Source organism: Ancylobacter rudongensis (assembly GCF_900100155.1).
GTDB lineage: Bacteria > Pseudomonadota > Alphaproteobacteria > Rhizobiales > Xanthobacteraceae > Ancylobacter > Ancylobacter rudongensis.
In genome coordinates, this window is record NZ_FMTP01000002.1 from 289,383 (window position 1) to 308,706 (window position 19,324).

Genomic DNA, 19,324 nt, shown 5'->3' on the forward strand with positions numbered 1-19,324 from the left:
ACCCGCACTTTTGAAAGGTCACATTACGGTCTTACTTTTCCATCATCCCTCACCCCGCCGCCAAGCAAGCTGATTCTCTGCCGGCTAAGCTGTGATGCGACGCGCGATCTGGAATGAATGCGGGGAGGACGCCATGCCCGGGACCAGCACGGAAGAGTACCGCATCGGCATCGAGGAAGAGTATTTCGTCGTCGACACGGCGAGCAAAAGCGCCCTGAGGCGGATGCCGTCCGCCTATATGGGAGCGGTGCGCGCGGCGCTCGGCCCCGGCGTCAGCGGCGAAAGGCTGCACGCCCAGATCGAAGTGATGACCCGCCCGCACCGCGCCGCCGCCGACGCAAGGCGGGAGCTGCACGGCCTGCGCCGCAGCCTCGCCGAGGTAAGCGCGGGGTTCGATCTCGCTTTCATCGCTGCCGGCACCCACCCCACCGCCAGCTGGCAGAGCGGCAAGCGCCCCCCGACCCAGCGCGATGACGGGCTGATGCACGATCTGCAGATGCCGGGCGAGCGCAACCTGCTGTGCGGCATGCATGTGCATGTGGAACTGCCGGACGCCGACCAGCGCATCGACGTGATGCGCCGCATCCTGCCCTATCTCCCGGTCTTCGTGGCGCTCTCCACCTCCTCGCCGTTCTGGGAATCCCGCCGCACCGGCCTGATGGGCTATCGCCTCGCCGCCTATGACGAATTGCCCCGCACCGGCCTGCCGGAACTGTTCGAGAGCGCTAGGGATTACCAGGACTATATCGACGCGCTGGTGGCGGCGCGGGCGATCCGCGATTCGAGCTATGTGTGGTGGACCATCCGCCCCTCGGAGAAGCAGCCCACGCTGGAACTGCGCGCCCCCGACAGCTGCACCCGGGTGGAGGATTCGGTCGCCATCGCCGCGCTGTACCGGGCGCTGGTGCGCCATCTCGTGCGCAATCCGAAGCTCAATGCCGGCATTGACGCGGTCGACCGCGCCATCGCGGTGGAGAACAAGTGGCGGGCCCAGCGCTACGGCATCCATGGCAGCTTCGTCGATCGCCACACCCGCGAGGCGGTGCCGGTCGCGCAGGCGGTGGAGCGTCTGATCGACCAGCTGACCGATGATGCCGACGCGCTCGGCGGGCGGGCGGAGCTGGAACATCTGCGCACCATCATGCTGAGTGGCACCAGCGCCGACATCCAGATCGCCGTCTTTCAGGAAGCCGCCCACCGCACGGGCAATCGCGCGGAAGGGCTGAAGGCGGTAAATACCTGGCTCACTCACGCCTCGGCCCAATAGGGGGCGGATTCGGGCGAACGCAGCGGCAGGTTGAAGGGCCGTTTGCGGCGCCGCAATCTCCATTTTCGGTCGGTAGTTACCGTGATTTGCGCCGGCCCTGCGCCTGTGTATGGTCGCGCGCCCAGCATGCCGGCCGGAGTTCCCTATGGCGCGAGACCAGATCGACACGCAGCCCATCGAAAGCCGCGACGAACTCGTCGCCTGGTTTGAAGCGGGCAGCAAGGCGCCGTCGAAATTCCGGATCGGCACCGAGCACGAGAAATTTCCCTTTACGCTGAAGGGCCATGAGCCGGTGCCCTATGAAGGCGCCAACGGCATCCGCGCCCTGCTCGAAGGTATGCAGGCGCTGAATTGCTGGGAACCGATCATGGAAGGCGAGACCATTATCGGCCTCGCCGATACGGTCGGCGGCGGGGCAATCTCGCTGGAACCGGGCGGGCAGTTCGAACTGTCAGGCGCGCCGCTGATCACCATTCACGAGACCTGCGCCGAGGTGAACAGCCATCTCGACCAGGTGCGCGAGGTGGCGACGCCGCTGGGCTTCGGCTTCCTCGGCCTCGGCATGAGCCCGAAATGGACGCTGGCGGAAACGCCCGTGATGCCCAAGGGGCGCTACAAGATCATGTCGAACTACATGCCGAAGGTCGGCACGCATGGCCTCGACATGATGTTCCGCACCTGCACCGTGCAGGTGAACCTCGATTTCGCCTCCGAGGCGGACATGGTGAAGAAGCTGCGCGTCGGCCTCGCGCTGCAGCCCGTGGCCACCGCTCTCTTCGCCAATTCGCCCTTCACCGAAGGCAAGCCGAACGGCTTCCTCTCCTTCCGCTCGGAAATCTGGCGCGACACCGACAATAACCGCGCCGGCATGCTGCCCTTCGCCTTCGAGGACGGCATGGGGTTCGAGCGTTATGTCGACTACGCGCTGGACGTGCCGATGTATTTCATCAAGCGCGGCGACGCCTATATCGACGTCGCCGGCTCGTCCTTCCGCGACCTGCTCGCCGGCCGGCATCCGGCCGTGCCGGGCGATAGCGCCACCGTCTCCGACTGGGCCAACCACCTCTCCACCATCTTCCCCGAGGTGCGGCTGAAGCGTTACCTCGAAATGCGCGGCGCCGATGGCGGGCCGTGGCGCAATCTGTGCGCCCTGCCGGCGCTGTGGACCGGGCTCTATTACGACACCACCAGCCTCGACGCCGCCTGGGACCTCGCCAAGGGCTGGAGCGCCGAGGAGCGGCAAAAGCTGCGCGACGACGTGCCCCGGCTCGGCTTCAAGGCGGAGATCGCCGGCCGCTCGATGCTGGATCTGGCGCGCGACGTGGTCGAGATCGCCCGCGCCGGCCTTGTCCGCCGCGACTATCGCGACAGCCAGGGCCGCGACGAGAGCCGCTTCCTCGCCCCGCTGGAGGCCAGCCTCAAAGCCGGCCAGACCCCGGCCGAGCTGCTGCTGGCGCGCTATGAGGGCGCGTGGAACCGCTCGGTCGAGCCGGTGTTCGTCGAGGATGCTTATTGAGGCAGACGCCTGTTGAGGCACAGCCACGCGCGGGGGAGGCCTACTCCGCCGCGATCGCCGTCTCGGAAATATTGTCGAGCCCCTGCACAATATGATGCGCCAGCGCATCGGCCAGCGGCGAGGCCTCGTGCCGGTTGCGCAGCAGGCCGATGCGGCAGGGCGCCAGCGTCGGAAAGCCGTCGGAGGGCCCCAGCACCCGCATGCCCGGGCGCAGGCCCGATTCCGGCAGCACCGAGATGGCGAGCCCGGCCAGCACCGCCGCCGAGACCGCCGTCGAGTTGGACGAGGTGTAGAGGATGCGGAACGGCCGGTCGGCGGATTGCAGCATCGAGATCGCCTCCTGCCGCCAATTGCAGGTCTGCCGCCCCAGCGCCAGCGGCACCGGGGTTTCCAGATGCAGCGAATGGCGGGTGGAGCCGACCCAGAGCAGCTGCTCGCGGCGGATGATCTCGGTCTCGCGATTCATCGTCTCGCAATCGGTAATGATGGCGAGGTCGAGATCGCCGGTGTCGATGCGGTCGATGAGATCGGTCGAGGGATCGCAGACCACGGTCAGCTCGACATTGGGATGGGTGGCGGAGAACCGCGCCATGATCTCGGGCAGGTATCGGTCGGCATAGTCGTCCGGCACGCCAAGCCGCACCCGGCCCGACAATTCGGCCGAGGCGAGGCTCGCCATCGCCTCGATGTTCAGCTTGACGATGCGGCGGGCATAATCGAGCAGCCGGTCGCCCTCGTCGGTGAGGCGCGAGGCGCGCCCATCGCGGGCGAAGATGGCCCGGCCGACCCGCTCCTCCAGCCGCTTCATCTGCATCGACACCGCCGACTGGGTCTTGTGCACCACGTCAGCGGCTTTCGTGAAACTGCCAGTTTCAGCGATTGCAATGAATGTTCTTAATTGATCAATGTCCAGCAACACGCTCATCGGAGCCCTCACGACGGCCTATCATCAACGTTGATGATATCAGCGATCATAAACATTCGCTAGTGTGATCGATTGCCGTCCTCCATAACAATCCCGCCGCGAACGGATGATGTCGATATCGGGTGGCTCCAGCGCCTTCCCGCGATCAGAAAGCCCAACGTCGTCGCTGCGCGGCCGGCACATGGAGGTTACGATGTCGTATGTTGGCGAAGTTCGGAGAACCGCGTTCTCCTCGTTCGGTACCGCGGCGAGCGGTCTGCTGATCGCCGTTGTCATGGGTTCCATCCAGTTCATCAAGGCGGTTGCCCGCCGGCGCCATCTCGCCCAGCTCGGCGGGTTCGACGATCGCATGCTGCGCGACATCGGCCTCACCCGCGGCGATGTGCTCGACGCCTCGTCCGGCCCGCTCTGGCAGGACCCGACCGCCCTGCTCGTGGTGCGTGCGGTGGAACGCCGCGCCGCCCGCCGCATGACCATGCGCGAGGCGCTGCGTGAGGCCGCCCGCCAGGATGCGGCGCAGAACGCGCGTCAGGAATCCCGCCGCGACGGCACCGCCAGCCATATGCCTGTCACCCCGCGCCGCGACGATACCGTCTCCTGCGGCTGATCATGCCCGCCACTCCTTCGCGGCCACATCAGGCCGACCGAGTCTACGGCGACATCGACCCCCTCGTGTCGCCGACTTGAAGCCCGCTGGCTGGTCCAGCGGGCTTTTTTTCTGCCTGCACGTGTTTGCGAAAGTGAAATCCCGTCCTTGCACCGGCGGGGATGCACGCCCGCGCGGTCCGGTCCATATGGGGAGCGCCGGCACGATGCCGGAGACAAGGGGACCCTCTCCCATGGCACAGCTTCTCGAACTCGGCCTCGACACTTTCGGCGACGTGACGTCAGGCGCCGACGGCAAGGCACTCTCCCACGCGCAGGTGATCCGCGATGTGGTGGAGGAGGCGGTTCTGGCCGACGAGGTCGGCATCGATTTCTTCGGCGTGGGCGAGCATCATCGCGACGATTTCGCCGTCTCGGCGCCGGAAGTGGTGCTGGCCGGCATCGCCACGCGCACGAACCGCATCCGCCTCGGCTCGGCGGTGACGGTGCTGTCCTCCGACGACCCGATCCGGGTGTTCCAGCGTTTCGCCACGGTGGATGCGCTGTCGAACGGGCGGGCGGAGGTGATTCTCGGGCGCGGCTCCTTCACCGAATCCTTCCCTCTGTTCGGTTTCGACCTGCAGGACTATGAGGCGCTGTTCACCGAGAAGCTCGACCTGTTCGCCGCGCTGCTGCGCGACAATGGCTCGCCGGAGGGCGTCAGCTGGCAGGGTGATCTGCGCCCGCCGCTCAAGGGCCAGCACGTCTATCCGCTGGTGGAAACGGGCACGCTGAAGACTTGGATCGGGGTGGGCGGCTCGCCGGAATCGGTGGTGCGGGCGGCGCGCTATGGCCTGCCGATGATGCTGGCCATCATTGGTGGCAACCCGGCCCGCTTCGCCCCCTATGTCGAGCTCTACCACAAGGCGGTGGGCCAGCTCGGCGGGGAAAGGCTGCCGGTCGGCGTGCATTCGCATGGCTATATCGCCGAGACCGATGCGCAGGCGCGCGAGGAGTTCTATGCCGACTACAAGCGCATGCATGACCGCATCGGCGCCGAGCGCGGCTGGCCTGCCTATGGCCGCGACGCGTTCGAGCACGAGATCGCGCACGGCTCGCTCTATCTTGGATCGCCGGAAACCGTGGCGCGCAAGATAGCGAAGACGGCGAAGACGCTCGGCCTCCAGCGCTTCGACCTGAAATACAGCGCCGGGCCGCTCTCCCACGCGCGGATGATGCGCGCCATCGAGCTCTACGGCACCAAGGTGATCCCGCGCGTGCGGGAGATCCTGGCCGAGGAGAAGGTGGAGGCGTGAGCGGTCGAGGCCGTTGGAAACGTGATCCCCGCGGTTCGGGAACCTGTGCGGCATCCTTCGAGGCTCGCTGCGCTCGCACTTCAGGATGACGGCGTGCCGGCTGGGCTTGCCCGTCACGCCCTTCGTCATGCTGAGGTGCCGGCCGCAAGGCCGGCCTCGAAGCAGGCTGGCGATAACGGCCCCCTCCCCGGCGGGGAGGGGGCCCTGCCTCACACGTTCAGTAGCAGATATTCCCGCTCCCAGGGCGAGATCACCCGCATGAAGGTGTCGAACTCGGTCTGCTTCACCGCCGTATAGGTCTTCACGAAGGATGGCCCGAGCACGGTGGCGATCTCCTCGGAATGCTGCATCGCCGCCACCGCTTCGAGCAGGCCGCGCGGCAGCTCGAAATCGAGGCCCTTGGCGTCGGCTTCCAGCGGCTCGGTCGGGCGCAGCCCTTCCACCATGCCGAGATAGCCGCAGGCGAGCGAGGCGGCGATCACCAGATAGGGGTTGGCGTCGGAGGACGGCACCCGGTTCTCCACCCGCCGCGCCGCCGGTGAGGAGGGCGGAATGCGCAGGCCGGCGGTGCGGTTGTCATAGCCCCACTGCACGTTGATCGGCGCCATCGAATCGCGCGTCAGCCGGCGATAGGAATTCACGTAAGGCGCGAGGATCGACATGACAGCCGGCAGATAGCGCTGCTGGCCGGCGATAAAGGAGAAGAACTCCGGCGTCGGGTCGCCATCCGAGTCGGAGAAGATGTTCTTGCCGGTTTCGCCATCGACGATGGACTGGTGGATGTGCATGGCCGAGCCCGGCTCGTCGGCGATCGGCTTGGCCATGAAGGTGGCGTAGATCTTGTGCTGCAGCGCCGCCTCGCGGATCGTCCGCTTGAACAGGTACACCTGGTCGGCGAGCACGATGGGATCGCCGTGCAGCAGGTTGATTTCCATCTGCGCCGCGCCGTCCTCATGGATCAGCGTGTCGATCTCCAGGCCCTGCGCCTCGGAATAATCGTACATGTCCTCGAACAGGGCGTCGAACTCGTTCACCGCCTGGATCGAATAGGACTGGCGGCCGATTTCCGGCCGGCCCGAGCGGCCGATCGGCGGCTTCAGCGGGTAGTCGGCGTCGATGTTCGGCTCGACCAGGTAGAACTCGATCTCCGGCGCCACCACGGCCTTCCAGCCCTTCTTGGCGTAGAGATCGACCACGTTCTTCAGCACCTGCCGCGGCGCCAGCTCCACCGGACGGCCGTCGCGGTGATAGGCGTCGTGGATGATCTGGGCGGTCGGGTCCTGCGCCCAGGGCACGATGGCGAGGGTGGAGAAATCCGGCTCCATCACCAGATCGCTGTCCACCACCACCGAATCGACGAGGTTGTCATAAGGCGGGTAGTCGCCGGAGATGGTCTGGAAAAACACGCTGAGCGGCAGGTTCATCGTCGGGCCCGAGAGGAACTTGGACACCGGCATGATCTTGCCGCGCCCCACCCCGGCAAGGTCCGGGACGGCGCATTCGATCTCGGTGATGCCGCGCGCGCCCATCCACGCCTTCGCCTCGGCGAGGGACGCCACACCGCGGGGATTGTCGACCGCGTCCTTGTCGGAACGCTTCTTCTTGGCCATGATTGCCTTCCTGATGCGCTTTCTGCGCCGCCAGAGGCAATCACGCCCCGCTTATGGCCGTCAAGGCGGCGGCGCGTCGCCACCTTTAAAGGCATGGTAAAATTGTTCGCATTCTGCCGTTGAGCCGTCACGAGAAGCCGGTTAGCGTCTACCGGCCGACATAGCCGGCGGGGGAAACGGGATCAGTCAGCATGAGCACCGGCGTCGCCGAAAAGACGCAGAAGACCATTGGCGGCATCCGCCGGAAATTCGCTCCCTGGAACGACCCGCAGGCCGTCCCGCTGATCAGCTACAAGAACGTCACCAAGCGCTTCGGCGAGTTCGTGGCCGTCGACAACCTCTCCCTCGACATCTATGAGCGCGAATTCTTCGCCCTGCTGGGCCCGTCCGGCTGCGGCAAGACCACGCTGATGCGCATGCTCGCCGGCTTCGAGGATCCGACCGAGGGCCAGATCACCCTGGCCGGACAGGACCTCGTCGGAACGCCGCCCTACAAGCGGCAGACCAACATGATGTTCCAATCTTACGCGCTGTTCCCGCATATGACCGTGTGGGACAACATCGCCTTCGGCCTGAAGCAGGACCGGATGGAAAAGGGCGCGATCGACGCCCGGGTCGAGGAAATGCTCAAGCTGGTCAAGCTTGAGAAATTCGCCAAGCGCAAGCCGCACCAGCTTTCCGGCGGCCAGCGCCAGCGCGTCGCGCTCGCCCGCTCGCTGGCCAAGCGGCCGAAGGTGCTGCTGCTGGACGAGCCGCTCGGCGCGCTCGACAAGAAGCTGCGCGAGGAGACCCAGTTCGAGCTCATGGACATCCAGATGGAGCTCGGTATGACCTTCCTGATCGTCACCCACGACCAGGAAGAGGCGATGACGGTGGCCGACCGTATCGCGGTCATGAACCAGGGCCGCCTGGTGCAGGTCGACCAGCCAGCGGTGATCTACGAGCACCCCAATTCGCGCTATGTCGCCGATTTCGTCGGCGACGTGAACATTCTCGACGCCACGGTCGAGACGGTCGAGCCCGGCATGGTGACGCTGCGCCCGGTGGCGGCGCCGGAGCGGCGCTTCCGCATCGCCCAGGACTGCGCCGCCAAGCCCGGCGACAGCGTCGCCATCGCCCTGCGGCCGGAAAAGATGCGGGTCGAGCTCGATCCGCCGGCGGATACCAACGTCAATTGCGTCCAGGGCGAGATTTGGGACATCGGCTATCTCGGCGACCTCTCGATCTACCATGTCGAGCTGCCCGGCGGCGTCCGGGTCAAGGCCGCCAAGCCCAACCTCACCCGCATGGTCGAGCGCCCCATCACCTGGGACGACAAGGTCTATGTGTACTTCTCGCCCGATGCCGGCGTGGTCCTGACCAGCTGAGGAGGCCCCGATGGCAAGCAAGGCGACCGGGCGATGGCTGGTCCTCGCCGTTCCGTATCTGTGGCTGCTGGCGCTGTTCCTCGTCCCGTTCCTGATCGTCTTCAAGATCAGCCTGTCGCAGGACGCCATCGCCCAGCCGCCCTATTTCCCGACCTTCGATCTGGCGGAAGGCTGGGCGGCGTTCAAGGAGGCCTTCGCCGAACTCTCCTTCGAGAATTACGGCTATGTGCTCTCCTGGGACAATGAGTTCATCGAGGCCTACGGCTCCAGCCTCTGGATCGCCGGCATCTCCACCCTGCTGCTGCTGCTGGTGGGCTACCCGATCGCCTATGGCATGGCGCGGGCGCCGAAATCGCTCCGCCCGACACTGCTGATGCTGGTGATCCTGCCGTTCTGGACCTCGTTCCTGATCCGCGTCTATGCCTGGATCGGCATCCTCTCGCCCGAGGGGCTGCTGAACCAGCTGCTGTTCGCGCTCGGCATCATCAACCGCGACGCGCCGCTGCAGATCCTCAATACCGACACGGCGGTCTATATCGGCATCGTCTATTCCTACCTGCCCTTCATGATCCTGCCGCTCTACGCGGCGCTGGAAAAGATGGACGAGACGCTGCTCGAGGCCGCCGCCGATCTCGGCTGCCCGCCCTTCGCGGCGTTCTGGAAGATCACCTGGCCGCTCTCGCTGCCGGGCGTGTTCGCCGGCTGCCTGCTCTGCTTCATTCCGGCGGTGGGCGAGTTCGTCATCCCCGATCTGCTCGGCGGCTCGGACACGCTGATGATCGGCAAGGTGCTGTGGACCGAATTCTCGGTGAACCGCTCCTGGACCGTGTCCTCGGCGGTGGCGGTGCTGCTGCTGCTGGTGCTGGTGATCCCGATCGTCTTCTACCAGAACCTCCAGGCCCGCGAAGTGGAGAGACGCTGATGCGCAAGGGACTCTCCTGGTTCAACGTCACCTCGATCGCGCTGGGGTTCGCCTTCCTCTACATCCCCATCGTCCTGTTGGTGATCTACTCCTTCAACGCCTCGCGGATGGTGACGGTGTGGGCGGGCTTCTCCACCCACTGGTACTGGCAGCTGTTCCAGAACCAGCAATTGCTGGACGCCGCCTGGGTGACGCTGCGCGTCGCCTTCCTCACCGCCACGGTGGCGACCGTGCTGGGCACGCTGGCGGCGATCACGCTGACCCGCTATGGCCGCTTCACCGGCCGCACCCTGTTCTCCGGCATGGTCTATGCGCCGCTGGTGATGCCGGAAGTCATCACCGGCCTGTCGCTGCTGCTGCTGTTCGTGGCGGTCGACATCGACCGCGGCTTCTGGACCATCACGTTGGCACACATCACCTTCACCCTGTGCTTCGTCTCGGTGGTGGTGCAGTCGCGCCTCGTCACCTTCGACCGCTCGCTGGAAGAGGCGGCGCTCGATCTCGGCTGCCCGCCCTTCAAGACCTTCTTCGTGGTGACGCTGCCGATCATCCTGCCGGCGGTGATTTCCGGCTGGATGCTGGCCTTCACTCTGTCGCTGGACGACCTCGTCATCGCCAGCTTCACCACCGGCCCCGGCGCCACCACCCTGCCGATGCGGATCTACAGCCAGGTGCGGCTCGGCGTGACGCCGGAAATCAACGCCGCCTGCACCATCCTCATCGCCATCGTCACCGTGGTGGTGATCGTCGTCTCGATCATGACCAAGCGGCAGGAAATCGAGCGCCAGAAGGCCGAGCGGCTGGCGGCGGCGGGGTAGGCCGGGGCCGCCTCACGCCGCGCCGCTTCCCGCGCGTCCCCTCCAGCCTATTGCCTTCCCTCATCCCCGGGCGTGTCCCGGGAATCCAGACTCCCATGCTGGCGCCAACGGTGAAGCCTGGGTGCCCGGGTCGAGCCCGGGCATGAGGGACGCTCTGGCTGCGCCGGCACATCAGGACGTCGATGGCCGGAGACGCCATCCATGGCCCACCCGACCGGGCATCGCCCGCGCGCCCCTGCTATAGTGCCCGCACGCGCCTCCCGAATCGGACCTTGCCGGATCTCCTCATGCCGCTGCGCCTTCTGCCTTCCACCCTGGTCGACCGCATCGCCGCGGGCGAGGTGGTCGAGCGCCCGGCGGCGGCGCTGAAGGAGATTGTCGAGAACGCGCTCGATGCCGGCGCCACGCGGGTCGAGATCATCATCGATGGCGGCGGCCGCCGGCTGATGCGCGTCACCGACGATGGCTGCGGCATGAATGCCGAGGACCTCGCCCTTGCAGTAGAGCGCCACGCCACCTCCAAGCTTGATGGCGAGGACCTGCTCGCCATCCACACGCTCGGCTTTCGCGGCGAGGCTTTGCCCTCCATCGGTTCGGTGGCGCGGCTGTCGATCACCAGCCGGCCGCGCGAGGCCGACAGCGCCTTCGAAATCCGCGTCGAGGGCGGGGTCAAATCCCCGGTGCGCCCGGCGGCGCTCGGCTTCGGCACAAGGGTGGAGGTGCGCGACCTGTTCTTCGCCACCCCGGCGCGGCTGAAATTCCTCAAATCCGAACGGGCCGAAACGGCGGCGGCGGTGGATGCGGTCAAGCGCCTCGCGCTCGCCCGGCCCGACGTCGGCTTCACCCTCGTCACCGATGATCGCCCGCCCCTCACCTGGCCCGCCCGCGCGCGCGACCCGGCCGGGCGGCGCGCCCGCATCGCCGATGTGCTCGGGCAGGAAGCCGGCGGCAACGCGCTCGATGTCGAGGGGCTGCGCGAGGGCGCGCGGCTGTCGGGCCTGGCCGGCCTGCCGACCTATTCCAAGGCCAATTCGCTGTCGCAATATCTGTTCGTCAATGGCCGCCCGGTGCGGGACAAGGTGCTGATCGGCGCCATCCGCGCCGCTTACGCCGACCTGCTGCCCTCCGACCGCCACCCGGTGACGGCGCTGTTCCTCGACCTCGACCCGCGCGAGGTGGATGTGAACGTGCACCCCGCCAAGACCGAGGTGCGCTTTCGCGACGCCGGCAATATCCGCGCGCTGATCGTCCGCACCCTCACCGACGCGCTCACCTCAGGGGTGCCGCGCACCACCTCCACCGCCGCCGACCGGCTGACCCAGTTCGCCCGGCGCGACTTCTCGACCGATTACCGGCCCGAGGCGCGGCCGGGGAATTACGACTGGTCGCGCTCCTGGGCGGCACCGGAAGGCTTTGCCGGCAGCGCGCCGACCGAGGCCGGCTTGCGCGAGGCGCCGTCGCGCTTCGATTTCGACCTGCCGGGCGCTGACGGGCGCGGCTTCGATGGCCTCGGCCTCGGCCTCGCCCTCGCCCCCGCGGCCGATGCCCGCGCCAATGCCGCCCCGGCCGCTCCGGAGGCGCTGGAGCGCCCGCTCGGCGCCGCCCGGGCGCAGCTGCACGAGACCTACATCATCGCCCAGACCCGCGACGGGGTGGTGGTGATCGACCAGCATGCCGCCCATGAGCGCATCGTCTATGAGAAGCTCAAGGCCGCCATGGCGCGCGACGGCCTCGCTCGGCAGATGCTGCTGGTGCCGCTGGTGGTCGAGCTTGACCCCTCCGAGGCGGCGCGGCTGGCGGAACGGGCGCCGGCGCTGGAAAAGCTCGGCCTGGTGATCGAACCCTTCGGCCCCGGCGCGCTGCTGGTGCGCGAGGTGCCGGCGCTGCTCGGCGATGCCGACATCACCGCCCTGCTGCGCGAGCTCGCCGAGCACGCGGCGGAATGGGACGACGCGCTGCCGCTGGAGCGCCGGCTTCTCCATATCGCCGCCACCATGGCCTGCCACGGTTCGGTCCGCGCCGGCCGCCGGCTGCGGGTGGAGGAGATGAACGCCCTGCTGCGCGAAATGGAAGAAACGCCCAACGCCGCCCAGTGCAATCATGGCCGGCCGACCTTCGTCACTTTGGCGCTCGCCGATATCGAGCGGCTGTTCGCGCGGCGATGAAAGCCCGGCAAGAGGCAGGCATGGCGTCCGAAACCGATCACCCCACGAGTTGGTACGCTGCCACGGCCAACCGCTCCTCCCCCCTCCCCCCGCTGCAGGGCGGGGCGCGGGCGGATGTCTGCGTCATCGGCGGCGGCTATACCGGGTTGTCGGCGGCGCTGCATATGGCCGAGGCCGGGCTCGACGTGGTGCTGCTGGAAGCCGGGCGCGTCGGCTCGGGCGCCTCGGGCCGCAATGGCGGGCAGATCCACACCGGCCAGCGCCGTGACCAGGACTGGCTGGAGGCGCGTGTCGGCCTCGACGATGCCAAGGCGCTCTGGCGGATGGCGGAGGACGCCAAGGCGCTGCTGCACGATCTCATCACGCGCCACGCCATCGACTGCGACGTCCGCCCCGGCCTCATCGTCGCCGACCACAAGCCGGGCTATGTCGCCCATAGCCACGCCTATGCCCGAAAGCTCAACGAGGTCTACGACTATCCCCACGCCGCGCCGCTGACGCGCGAGGAGTTGCGGGAGATGGTCGGCTCCGACGCCTATCATGGCGGCATGATCGACCATGGCGGCGGCCATCTGCACCCGCTCAACCTCGCGCTCGGGCTCGCCGAGGCGGCGCGGCGGGCCGGGGCCCGGCTCTATGAGCGCTCCCGCGCGCTGCGCATCGAGGAAGGTGCGAAGGTGCGCGTCATCACCGCCGCCGGCTCGGTGGAGGCGGATTGGGTGCTGGAATGCGGCGACGGGCTGCAGGACGGGCTCGACCGCCGGGTCGACACCCATGTGATGCCGATCGCCAACTACATCGCCGCCACCGCGCCGCTCGGCGAACGCGCGCGGGAGATCATTTCCAACGGCGCGGCGGTGGCCGACAGCCGCTTCGTCGTCAATTACTACCGTCTCTCGGGCGATGGCCGCCTGCTGTTCGGCGGCGGCGAGAGCTACAAGCGCGGGCTTCGGCCCAACCCCGGCGCGTTCGTACGCCCCTACATGCTGAAGATCTTCCCCCAGCTCGCCGATGTCAGCATCGACTATGGCTGGGGCGGCATTCTCGGCATCACCATGACCCGCCTGCCCTTCGTGCGGAAGCTCTCGCCGCGCGTGCTCACCGCCGCCGGCTATTCCGGCCAGGGGGTGATGCTGGCGCCCTATTTCGGCAAGCTGCTGGGCGAGGCGGTGCGGGGCCAGCTCGGCGAGTTCGACCTTTTGGCGCGCCTGCCGGTGCCGGCCTTCCCCGGTGGGCCGCTGATGCGCTGGCCGCTGCTGGTGGCCGGCATGAGCTATTACGCCCTGCGCGACCGGCTCTAGCCGCGTGCCGGAATTTCACGCCTATGCCCGCGACGTGATCGCCTTCGTCGAGGCCCATGCGCATTACGCGCCCTATGTCGCCTTCCTGCTCGCCTTCTGCGAATCCCTGGTCATCGTCTCGCTCGTCATTCCCGCCACCTTCGTCCTGCTTGGCCTCTCCCCGCTCATCGCCGCCGGCGGCGTGCCGCTGCTGCCGGTCTGGGCGGCAACGGCGGCGGGCGCGGCGCTGGGCGACAGCGTGTCCTACTGGATCGGCTTCCGCCTGAAGGGCAGCGCCCGCCAGCGCTGGCCGCTCAACCGCTTCGCCGGAGGGCTGGCACGCGGCGAGCGCCTTTTCCTGCGCTACGGTATCTGGGGCGTGTTCTTCGGCCGCTTCTCCGGCCCGCTGCGCGCCATCGTGCCGCTGATCGCCGGCATGTTCGCCATGCCGCCCTTCCAGTTCCAGATGGTGAACATCACCTCGGCCATGCTGTGGGCGCTGGTGATCCTCGGCCCCGGCGCCGCGGCGGTGAAGGCGCTGGGCTACTGAGCTGGCTCGCGAGCGAACCGGGCTTGCGTTTCCTCAACGACACCGGGCCCGGCTTCCCCGACACAGGGCGCAACCAACGCAGCCGAGGAAGGAACCCCAATGGCCAAGATCCACGAAGTGGAAGGCGACATCCTGCTGAGCGGCGCCGCCGCGATCGCCCATGGCGTGGCGCCCAACGATCATTTCGACACCGGCCTCGCTCTGGCGCTGCGCGAGCGGTATCCCTCGCTGGCGAAGGATTTCCGCCATTATTGCCGCATCGAGAACCCCAAGGCCGGCGGGCTCTGGGTGTGGAGTGGCGTGGCGGAAGAGGGCGGCGCGGCGCGCATCGTCAATCTGCTGACGCAGGAAGCGGCGGAAAACGCGCTTGGCCGGCCCGGCCGGGCGACGACCGAGAATGTCGGCCACGCGCTGAAGGCGCTGGCGCGCCATGTCGAGGCGGAAGGTATCGCCAGCCTCGCCTTGCCGCGCCTCGCCACCGGCGTCGGCGGGCTGGACTGGGCCGAGGTGAAGCCGCTGATCGCGCGGCATCTGAGCGAGCTCGACATCCCGGTCTATGTCTATGTGGTCTACCACAAGGGCCAGAAGGGCCAATGAGCCGGGGCTGAAGGCGGCGGCCTGAGGCGGGGCAATTCCTGCCGTTCGCTGCCGTCCTTCTGGCGCTCCCTCCCCCGCCCTCATCCCCGGGCTTGACCCGGGGACCCAGACTTACCCCAAATCGTCATCCCGGAACGGCCACAAGGCCGTATCCGGGATCGCGTGCGGGAAGCGGCTATCTCTGCCGGCGATCCCGGCTCTGCGGCTTCGCCTTCGGCCGGGATGACAACATTTGGTAGCCGGGAACGAACATGGCCGGGACAAGCCCGGCCATGACGTTGTTTCCGAAAGCGAAAAACCTCAGTTCTTCGACTTGTCGACCAGCTTGTTGGCGCCGATCCACGGCATCATGCCGCGCAGCTTCTCGCCGACCTGCTCGATCTGGTGGCTGTCGTTCAGGCGGCGGATGCCCTTGAAGCGCGAGGCGCCGGCCTTGTATTCCTGCATCCAGTCGGAGGTGAACTTGCCGGTCTGGATGTCGGTGAGCACACGCTTCATCTCGGCCTTGGTCTCGGCGGTGATGATGCGCGGGCCGGAGACGTACTCGCCCCACTCGGCGGTGTTGGAGATCGAGTAGTTCATGTTGGCGATGCCGCCCTCATAGATGAGGTCGACGATCAGCTTCACCTCGTGCAAGCACTCGAAATAGGCCATCTCCGGGGCGTAGCCGGCTTCCACCAGCGTCTCGAAGCCGGCGCGGATCAGCTCCACGAGGCCGCCGCAGAGCACCACCTGCTCGCCGAACAGATCGGTCTCGCACTCTTCCTTGAAGGTGGTCTCGATGATGCCCGAGCGGCCGCCGCCGACGCCGCAGGCGTAGCTGAGGCCGAGGTCGAGCGCATTGCCCGAGGCGTCCTGGTGCACGGCCACGAGGCAGGGCACGCCGCCGCCCTTCTGGTATTCGCCGCGCACGGTGTGGCCGGGGCCCTTGGGGGCGATCATCACCACGTCGACGGAGGCCTTCGGCTCGATCAGGCCGAAATGCACGTTGAGGCCGTGGGCGAAGGCGATGGCGGCGCCGTCACGGATGTTGGGGGCGATCTCGTCGCGGTAGATGTCGGCCTGCAGCTCGTCCGGGGTGGCCATCATCATCAGGTCGGCCCACTTGGCCACGTCGGCGACGGTCATCACCTTGAGGCCGTCGGCCTCGACCTTCTTGGCGGTCGCCGAGCCCGGCTTCAGGCCGATGGCGATCTCCTTGACGCCGGATTCCTTGAGGTTCAGCGCATGGGCGCGGCCCTGCGAGCCATAGCCGATGATGGCGACCTTCTTGCCCTTGATCAGGTTAACGTCGGCGTCGCGGTCGTAATAAACGCGCATGGGTGTCTCCTTGTGTCATGCGTTGGTTTTTTGGCAGGCCGGCGCGGCGTTGGCCGTGCCGTAGAGGGCGAGGAACTGGTCGGTGGCGCGGGCGGCGTCGCGCTCGATCTCCGCCGGCGTCAGGCTGAGCGTGTCGCCGAGCAGCAGGCGGATCTGCACGTCGCGGCCGACCAGGCCGATAAAGCTGCGAAAGGCGGTCTCGGTGTCGTCGAAGTCGATCAGCCCCGCCTCGCGGCCGGCCTCCAGCACCGGCTTCAGCCGGGCGCCGATGGCGAAGCGGCCATTGGCCAGCATGATCGCGCCAAGGCCGCCGCCCGGCGCGCGCGCGCCGGCCTGCGCGATGGCGAAGCGGTTGAGCGCGATCGAGGTCGGGCTGGAAATCACCCCGAGCCAGTTGGCCGCGAAGCGGATGAAGCTGTCGCGCAGGGCGAGCGCGTCGAGACGGGTGCGGTCATAATTGCCGGTGCGGACCTTGGAGGCCTGCCAGCGCACGGTCGCGGTCAGCAGCCCGTCGCGGTCGCCGAACCATTTATACAGGCTTTCCTTGGAACAGGAGGCGCGGCGCGCCACCGCGTTCATGGTCAGCTCGCCGCCCTGCTCCACCATCAGCGCGAGCACGGCGTCGAGGACCGCCTGCTGGCGCTCCGTGAACGTCTCGTCCTGCGTGTCCGGGGGTAAAGCCATGGGCGGAAAGGGTCCGTACCGTACGTTACGGTTCTCGTACAGCACCGCCCGCCACTCCGCAAGCGGGCCGGCGGTGTTCCCCCATCAGCGGCGGCGAAGGGCGTTGAGGCGGGCCCGCCATGTCAGGGGCTGCGCCGAGGCCAGCGCGACGCCGGACGCCGCCAGCGCCATGCCGGCCCAGGCGAGCAGCGGCATCTCTTCGCCAAGCAGGAAAAAGGCAATCAGCGCCGAGCAGGGCGGTACCAGGAAGAACAGCGCCGAGACCTTCGCCACCTCGCCGGCGCGGATCATGGCGAGATAGAGCGAGATGGCGATCAGCGAATTGCCGATCACCAGATAGGCCAGCGCTGCCACGAAGGGGACCGACCAGTCGACATGGCCGTCATCGAGCAGGAGCGCCAGTGGCAGGGTGAACACGAAGCCGACGGCATATTGCACGCAATTGGTGACCAGCGGGTGCTGGGCGATGCCGTGGCGCTTCTCATAGAGCGAGGCGGTGGACATGGCGAGCAGCGCGCCCACCGCCAGCAGGATGACGCCGGGCGAGGTGACCTCGATGGCGGCGCGCGAGACGATCACCAGCCCGGCGCCGGCAAGGCCCAGCAGCAGCCCGCCCCAGCGCAGCAGGCCGACGCGCTCGCCGGCAAAGACCGGCGCGGCAAGGCCGACCACGATCGGCTGCATGGAGACGATCAGCGCCAGCGCGCCGGCCGAAATGCCATAGCGAAAGGCGAAATAGCTCAAATCGAAATACAGCACCTGGATCAGGAAGCCGACGATGAACAGGTTCAGCCATTCCCGCCGCGTGCGGGGCCGCGCCGGGCGGAACCAGGCCAGCAGTGGCAGCAGCACCACCAGCACCAGCCCATAGCGCATCGCCAGCAGGGTGAAGGGGCCGGTGGAGAGGATGCCGATCTTGCCGACGGCGAAGCCGCCCGACCACAACAGCAGGAAGATGAACGGCGCCGCCATCAGCCACAGGGGCTTGCCTGCTGCCGTCGCCGGCACCGCGCCTGCACGCTCGCTCACGTTTCCCACGCCTCCGTCGCTCTCGCGTGGCGACGGCGCGAGGCGCCGCGACGCACCCCGCGAAACACCATCTTCACACGGCTTGACCGGACAGGCCAAGCGTTCGTGTGCAGCGCAGCACAGGCGTGGGGCTCGACTTTAGCCCGCGCGCCGTCCTATCCGGGACCGTCGACAGAAAACGGAGCCCCCGCCATGCCCCTGCCGAACATAAGCCTGCCCACCGCCGACGACATCATCGCGTTCTGGCGCGAGGCCGGGCCGGACCGCTGGTTTGCCAAGGACGATGCCTTCGACGCCGCCATCCGCGCCCGCTTCCTCACCGCCTATGAGGCGGCGGCCGCCGGCACGCTGACGGGCTGGGAGGAGACGGCGGAGGGCTGCTACGCGCTGATCCTGCTGCTCGACCAGTTCCCGCGCAACCTGTTCCGTGGCTCGGAACGGGCCTTCGCCACCGACGCACAGGCGCGCGCGGTAGCGGATACCGCCATCGCGCGCGGCTTCGACCGCGCCTTCGAGCTGCCGGAGCGGCGCTTCTTCTATGTGCCATTCATGCATTCGGAGGAGCTGGCGGACCAGCAGCGCTGCGTCGCGCTCTGCGAAGCGGCGGGCGATGAGGAAGGCCTGCACCACGCCGTCATCCACCACGACATCATCCGCGATTTCGGCCGCTTCCCGCACCGCAATCCGGTGCTGGGCCGCGCCATGTCGGAGGAAGAGCACGCCTTCCTCACCTCAGGCGGCTTCGCCGGCTGAGGGCGGCGGCGCGGCAGGCCGGGCCGCCGCGCCTGTCCTTCACATGCCCTCGGCGCCGCGGCCGATGGCGGCAACGCCGGTGCGCGAGACCTCGACCAGGCCGAGCGGCTCCAGCAGCGAGACGAACTGGTCGATCTTCTCCGGCTTGCCGGTGATCTCGAACACGAAGCTCTCCAGCGTGGTGTCGACCGTGCGGGCGCGGAAGCTGTCGGCGATCAGCAGCGCTTCCTGGCGCAGTTCGCCCTTGCCGCGCACCTTGATCAGCGCCAGCTCGCGCTCCACCGACTTGCCGGCGACGGTGAGGTCGACCACCCGGTGCACCGGCACGAGACGATCAAGCTGGCTCTTGATCTGCTCGATGATCGGCGGCGCGCCGGTGGTCACGACGGTGATGCGCGAGAGGTGCGAGGCATGGCTGACCTCGGAGACGGTCAGGCTGTCAATGTTGTAGCCGCGCCCGGAAAACAGGCCGACGATGCGGGCGAGAACGCCCGGCTCGTTGTCGACCAGCATGGACAGGGTGTGGCGCTCGGCAGGCTCGATAACGGGAGGCATGGGGCACTCTGAAAAGGGGGCTGCTGAAAAGCGAAATATCCATCATTCCTCATGGCCGGGCTTGA

General features: G+C 67.6%; 18 protein-coding genes. 12 read left to right on the forward strand and 6 right to left on the reverse strand.

Annotated elements, in window-relative coordinates; all coding sequences use genetic code 11:
* The first annotated feature begins 133 nt into the window (after positions 1-133).
* Positions 134-1,267 carry a carboxylate-amine ligase gene (locus BLO63_RS06360; protein ID WP_091438775.1) on the forward strand — a complete coding sequence of 378 codons (1,134 nt, stop codon included), beginning with the start codon at positions 134-136 and terminating at the stop codon, positions 1,265-1,267.
* A gap of 145 nt (positions 1,268-1,412) precedes the next feature.
* Positions 1,413-2,783: a glutamate--cysteine ligase gene (locus BLO63_RS06365; RefSeq protein ID WP_091437892.1), complete on the forward strand. Its 1,371-nt coding sequence runs from the start codon at positions 1,413-1,415 to the stop codon at positions 2,781-2,783.
* A gap of 40 nt (positions 2,784-2,823) precedes the next feature.
* Here BLO63_RS06365 and BLO63_RS06370 read toward each other — a convergent pair whose 3' ends face one another.
* On the reverse strand, positions 2,824-3,708 hold the full coding sequence (locus BLO63_RS06370) for a LysR substrate-binding domain-containing protein (RefSeq protein WP_091437895.1): 885 nt from the start codon (positions 3,706-3,708) through the stop codon (positions 2,824-2,826).
* 193 nt (positions 3,709-3,901) lie between these two features.
* Between BLO63_RS06370 and BLO63_RS06375 the strand changes: the two genes are divergently transcribed.
* Entirely contained in the window at positions 3,902-4,315 is a 414-nt protein-coding gene (locus BLO63_RS06375) for a DUF1127 domain-containing protein (RefSeq protein WP_091437899.1), read from the forward strand.
* 232 nt (positions 4,316-4,547) lie between these two features.
* Positions 4,548-5,609, forward strand: a complete 1,062-nt coding sequence (locus tag BLO63_RS06380) for an LLM class flavin-dependent oxidoreductase (RefSeq protein ID WP_091437903.1) — start codon at positions 4,548-4,550, stop codon at positions 5,607-5,609.
* 209 nt (positions 5,610-5,818) lie between these two features.
* Here BLO63_RS06380 and BLO63_RS06385 read toward each other — a convergent pair whose 3' ends face one another.
* A complete protein-coding gene (locus BLO63_RS06385) occupies positions 5,819-7,219 on the reverse strand; it encodes a glutamine synthetase family protein (RefSeq protein WP_091437906.1) in 1,401 nt (466 codons plus the stop codon).
* Positions 7,220-7,410: 191 nt separating this feature from the next.
* Here BLO63_RS06385 and BLO63_RS06390 point away from each other — a divergent pair, with 191 nt between their 5' ends.
* The 7 genes from BLO63_RS06390 (at position 7,411) to BLO63_RS06420 (ending at position 14,918) form a co-directional block, all read left to right on the forward strand.
* Entirely contained in the window at positions 7,411-8,586 is a 1,176-nt protein-coding gene (locus BLO63_RS06390; protein ID WP_091437908.1) for an ABC transporter ATP-binding protein, read from the forward strand.
* 10 nt (positions 8,587-8,596) lie between these two features.
* Entirely contained in the window at positions 8,597-9,508 is a 912-nt protein-coding gene (locus BLO63_RS06395) for an ABC transporter permease (protein WP_091437911.1), read from the forward strand.
* On the forward strand, positions 9,508-10,326 hold the full coding sequence (locus tag BLO63_RS06400; RefSeq protein ID WP_091437913.1) for an ABC transporter permease subunit: 819 nt from the start codon (positions 9,508-9,510) through the stop codon (positions 10,324-10,326). The genes BLO63_RS06395 and BLO63_RS06400 overlap by 1 nt, the downstream gene beginning before the upstream one ends.
* 287 nt (positions 10,327-10,613) lie before the next feature.
* A complete protein-coding gene (mutL, locus tag BLO63_RS06405) occupies positions 10,614-12,491 on the forward strand; it encodes a DNA mismatch repair endonuclease MutL (protein WP_091437915.1) in 1,878 nt (625 codons plus the stop codon).
* A 20-nt stretch (positions 12,492-12,511) separates the two neighbouring features.
* Positions 12,512-13,792 carry an NAD(P)/FAD-dependent oxidoreductase gene (locus tag BLO63_RS06410; RefSeq protein WP_091437918.1) on the forward strand — a complete coding sequence of 427 codons (1,281 nt, stop codon included), beginning with the start codon at positions 12,512-12,514 and terminating at the stop codon, positions 13,790-13,792.
* 4 nt (positions 13,793-13,796) lie between these two features.
* Positions 13,797-14,321 carry a DedA family protein gene (locus BLO63_RS06415; protein ID WP_091437920.1) on the forward strand — a complete coding sequence of 175 codons (525 nt, stop codon included), beginning with the start codon at positions 13,797-13,799 and terminating at the stop codon, positions 14,319-14,321.
* Positions 14,322-14,420: 99 nt separating this feature from the next.
* A complete protein-coding gene (locus BLO63_RS06420; RefSeq protein ID WP_143007056.1) occupies positions 14,421-14,918 on the forward strand; it encodes a macro domain-containing protein in 498 nt (165 codons plus the stop codon).
* A gap of 300 nt (positions 14,919-15,218) precedes the next feature.
* Here BLO63_RS06420 and ilvC read toward each other — a convergent pair whose 3' ends face one another.
* From ilvC to BLO63_RS06435, 3 genes are all read right to left on the reverse strand, one after another.
* On the reverse strand, positions 15,219-16,238 hold the full coding sequence (gene ilvC, locus BLO63_RS06425) for a ketol-acid reductoisomerase (RefSeq protein ID WP_091437921.1): 1,020 nt from the start codon (positions 16,236-16,238) through the stop codon (positions 15,219-15,221).
* 15 nt (positions 16,239-16,253) lie between these two features.
* Positions 16,254-16,922, reverse strand: a complete 669-nt coding sequence (locus tag BLO63_RS06430; protein WP_091437924.1) for a TetR/AcrR family transcriptional regulator C-terminal domain-containing protein — start codon at positions 16,920-16,922, stop codon at positions 16,254-16,256.
* An 84-nt stretch (positions 16,923-17,006) separates the two neighbouring features.
* Positions 17,007-17,951 carry a DMT family transporter gene (locus BLO63_RS06435; protein WP_205409274.1) on the reverse strand — a complete coding sequence of 315 codons (945 nt, stop codon included), beginning with the start codon at positions 17,949-17,951 and terminating at the stop codon, positions 17,007-17,009.
* A gap of 192 nt (positions 17,952-18,143) precedes the next feature.
* Here BLO63_RS06435 and BLO63_RS06440 point away from each other — a divergent pair, with 192 nt between their 5' ends.
* A complete protein-coding gene (locus BLO63_RS06440) occupies positions 18,144-18,704 on the forward strand; it encodes a DUF924 family protein (protein ID WP_091437929.1) in 561 nt (186 codons plus the stop codon).
* Between the two features lie 39 nt (positions 18,705-18,743).
* Here BLO63_RS06440 and ilvN read toward each other — a convergent pair whose 3' ends face one another.
* Complete coding sequence (ilvN, locus tag BLO63_RS06445) at positions 18,744-19,259, reverse strand: acetolactate synthase small subunit (protein ID WP_018389404.1); 516 nt, start codon at positions 19,257-19,259, stop codon at positions 18,744-18,746.
* Between the last annotated feature and the right edge of the window lie 65 nt (positions 19,260-19,324).

What these genes read in the sequence shown, in the direction of transcription:
- BLO63_RS06360 (WP_091438775.1), top strand. Translation starts at nt 134, where the DNA reads ATGCCCGGGACCAGCACGGAAGAGTACCGCATCGGCATCGAGGAAGAG.
- BLO63_RS06365 (WP_091437892.1), top strand. Translation starts at nt 1,413, where the DNA reads ATGGCGCGAGACCAGATCGACACGCAGCCCATCGAAAGCCGCGACGAA.
- BLO63_RS06370 (WP_091437895.1), bottom strand. Translation starts at nt 3,708, where the DNA reads ATGAGCGTGTTGCTGGACATTGATCAATTAAGAACATTCATTGCAATC.
- BLO63_RS06375 (WP_091437899.1), top strand. Translation starts at nt 3,902, where the DNA reads ATGTCGTATGTTGGCGAAGTTCGGAGAACCGCGTTCTCCTCGTTCGGT.
- BLO63_RS06380 (WP_091437903.1), top strand. Translation starts at nt 4,548, where the DNA reads ATGGCACAGCTTCTCGAACTCGGCCTCGACACTTTCGGCGACGTGACG.
- BLO63_RS06385 (WP_091437906.1), bottom strand. Translation starts at nt 7,219, where the DNA reads ATGGCCAAGAAGAAGCGTTCCGACAAGGACGCGGTCGACAATCCCCGC.
- BLO63_RS06390 (WP_091437908.1), top strand. Translation starts at nt 7,411, where the DNA reads ATGAGCACCGGCGTCGCCGAAAAGACGCAGAAGACCATTGGCGGCATC.
- BLO63_RS06395 (WP_091437911.1), top strand. Translation starts at nt 8,597, where the DNA reads ATGGCAAGCAAGGCGACCGGGCGATGGCTGGTCCTCGCCGTTCCGTAT.
- BLO63_RS06400 (WP_091437913.1), top strand. Translation starts at nt 9,508, where the DNA reads ATGCGCAAGGGACTCTCCTGGTTCAACGTCACCTCGATCGCGCTGGGG.
- mutL (WP_091437915.1), top strand. Translation starts at nt 10,614, where the DNA reads ATGCCGCTGCGCCTTCTGCCTTCCACCCTGGTCGACCGCATCGCCGCG.
- BLO63_RS06410 (WP_091437918.1), top strand. Translation starts at nt 12,512, where the DNA reads ATGGCGTCCGAAACCGATCACCCCACGAGTTGGTACGCTGCCACGGCC.
- BLO63_RS06420 (WP_143007056.1), top strand. Translation starts at nt 14,421, where the DNA reads ATGGCCAAGATCCACGAAGTGGAAGGCGACATCCTGCTGAGCGGCGCC.
- ilvC (WP_091437921.1), bottom strand. Translation starts at nt 16,238, where the DNA reads ATGCGCGTTTATTACGACCGCGACGCCGACGTTAACCTGATCAAGGGC.
- BLO63_RS06430 (WP_091437924.1), bottom strand. Translation starts at nt 16,922, where the DNA reads ATGGCTTTACCCCCGGACACGCAGGACGAGACGTTCACGGAGCGCCAG.
- BLO63_RS06440 (WP_091437929.1), top strand. Translation starts at nt 18,144, where the DNA reads ATGCCCCTGCCGAACATAAGCCTGCCCACCGCCGACGACATCATCGCG.
- ilvN (WP_018389404.1), bottom strand. Translation starts at nt 19,259, where the DNA reads ATGCCTCCCGTTATCGAGCCTGCCGAGCGCCACACCCTGTCCATGCTG.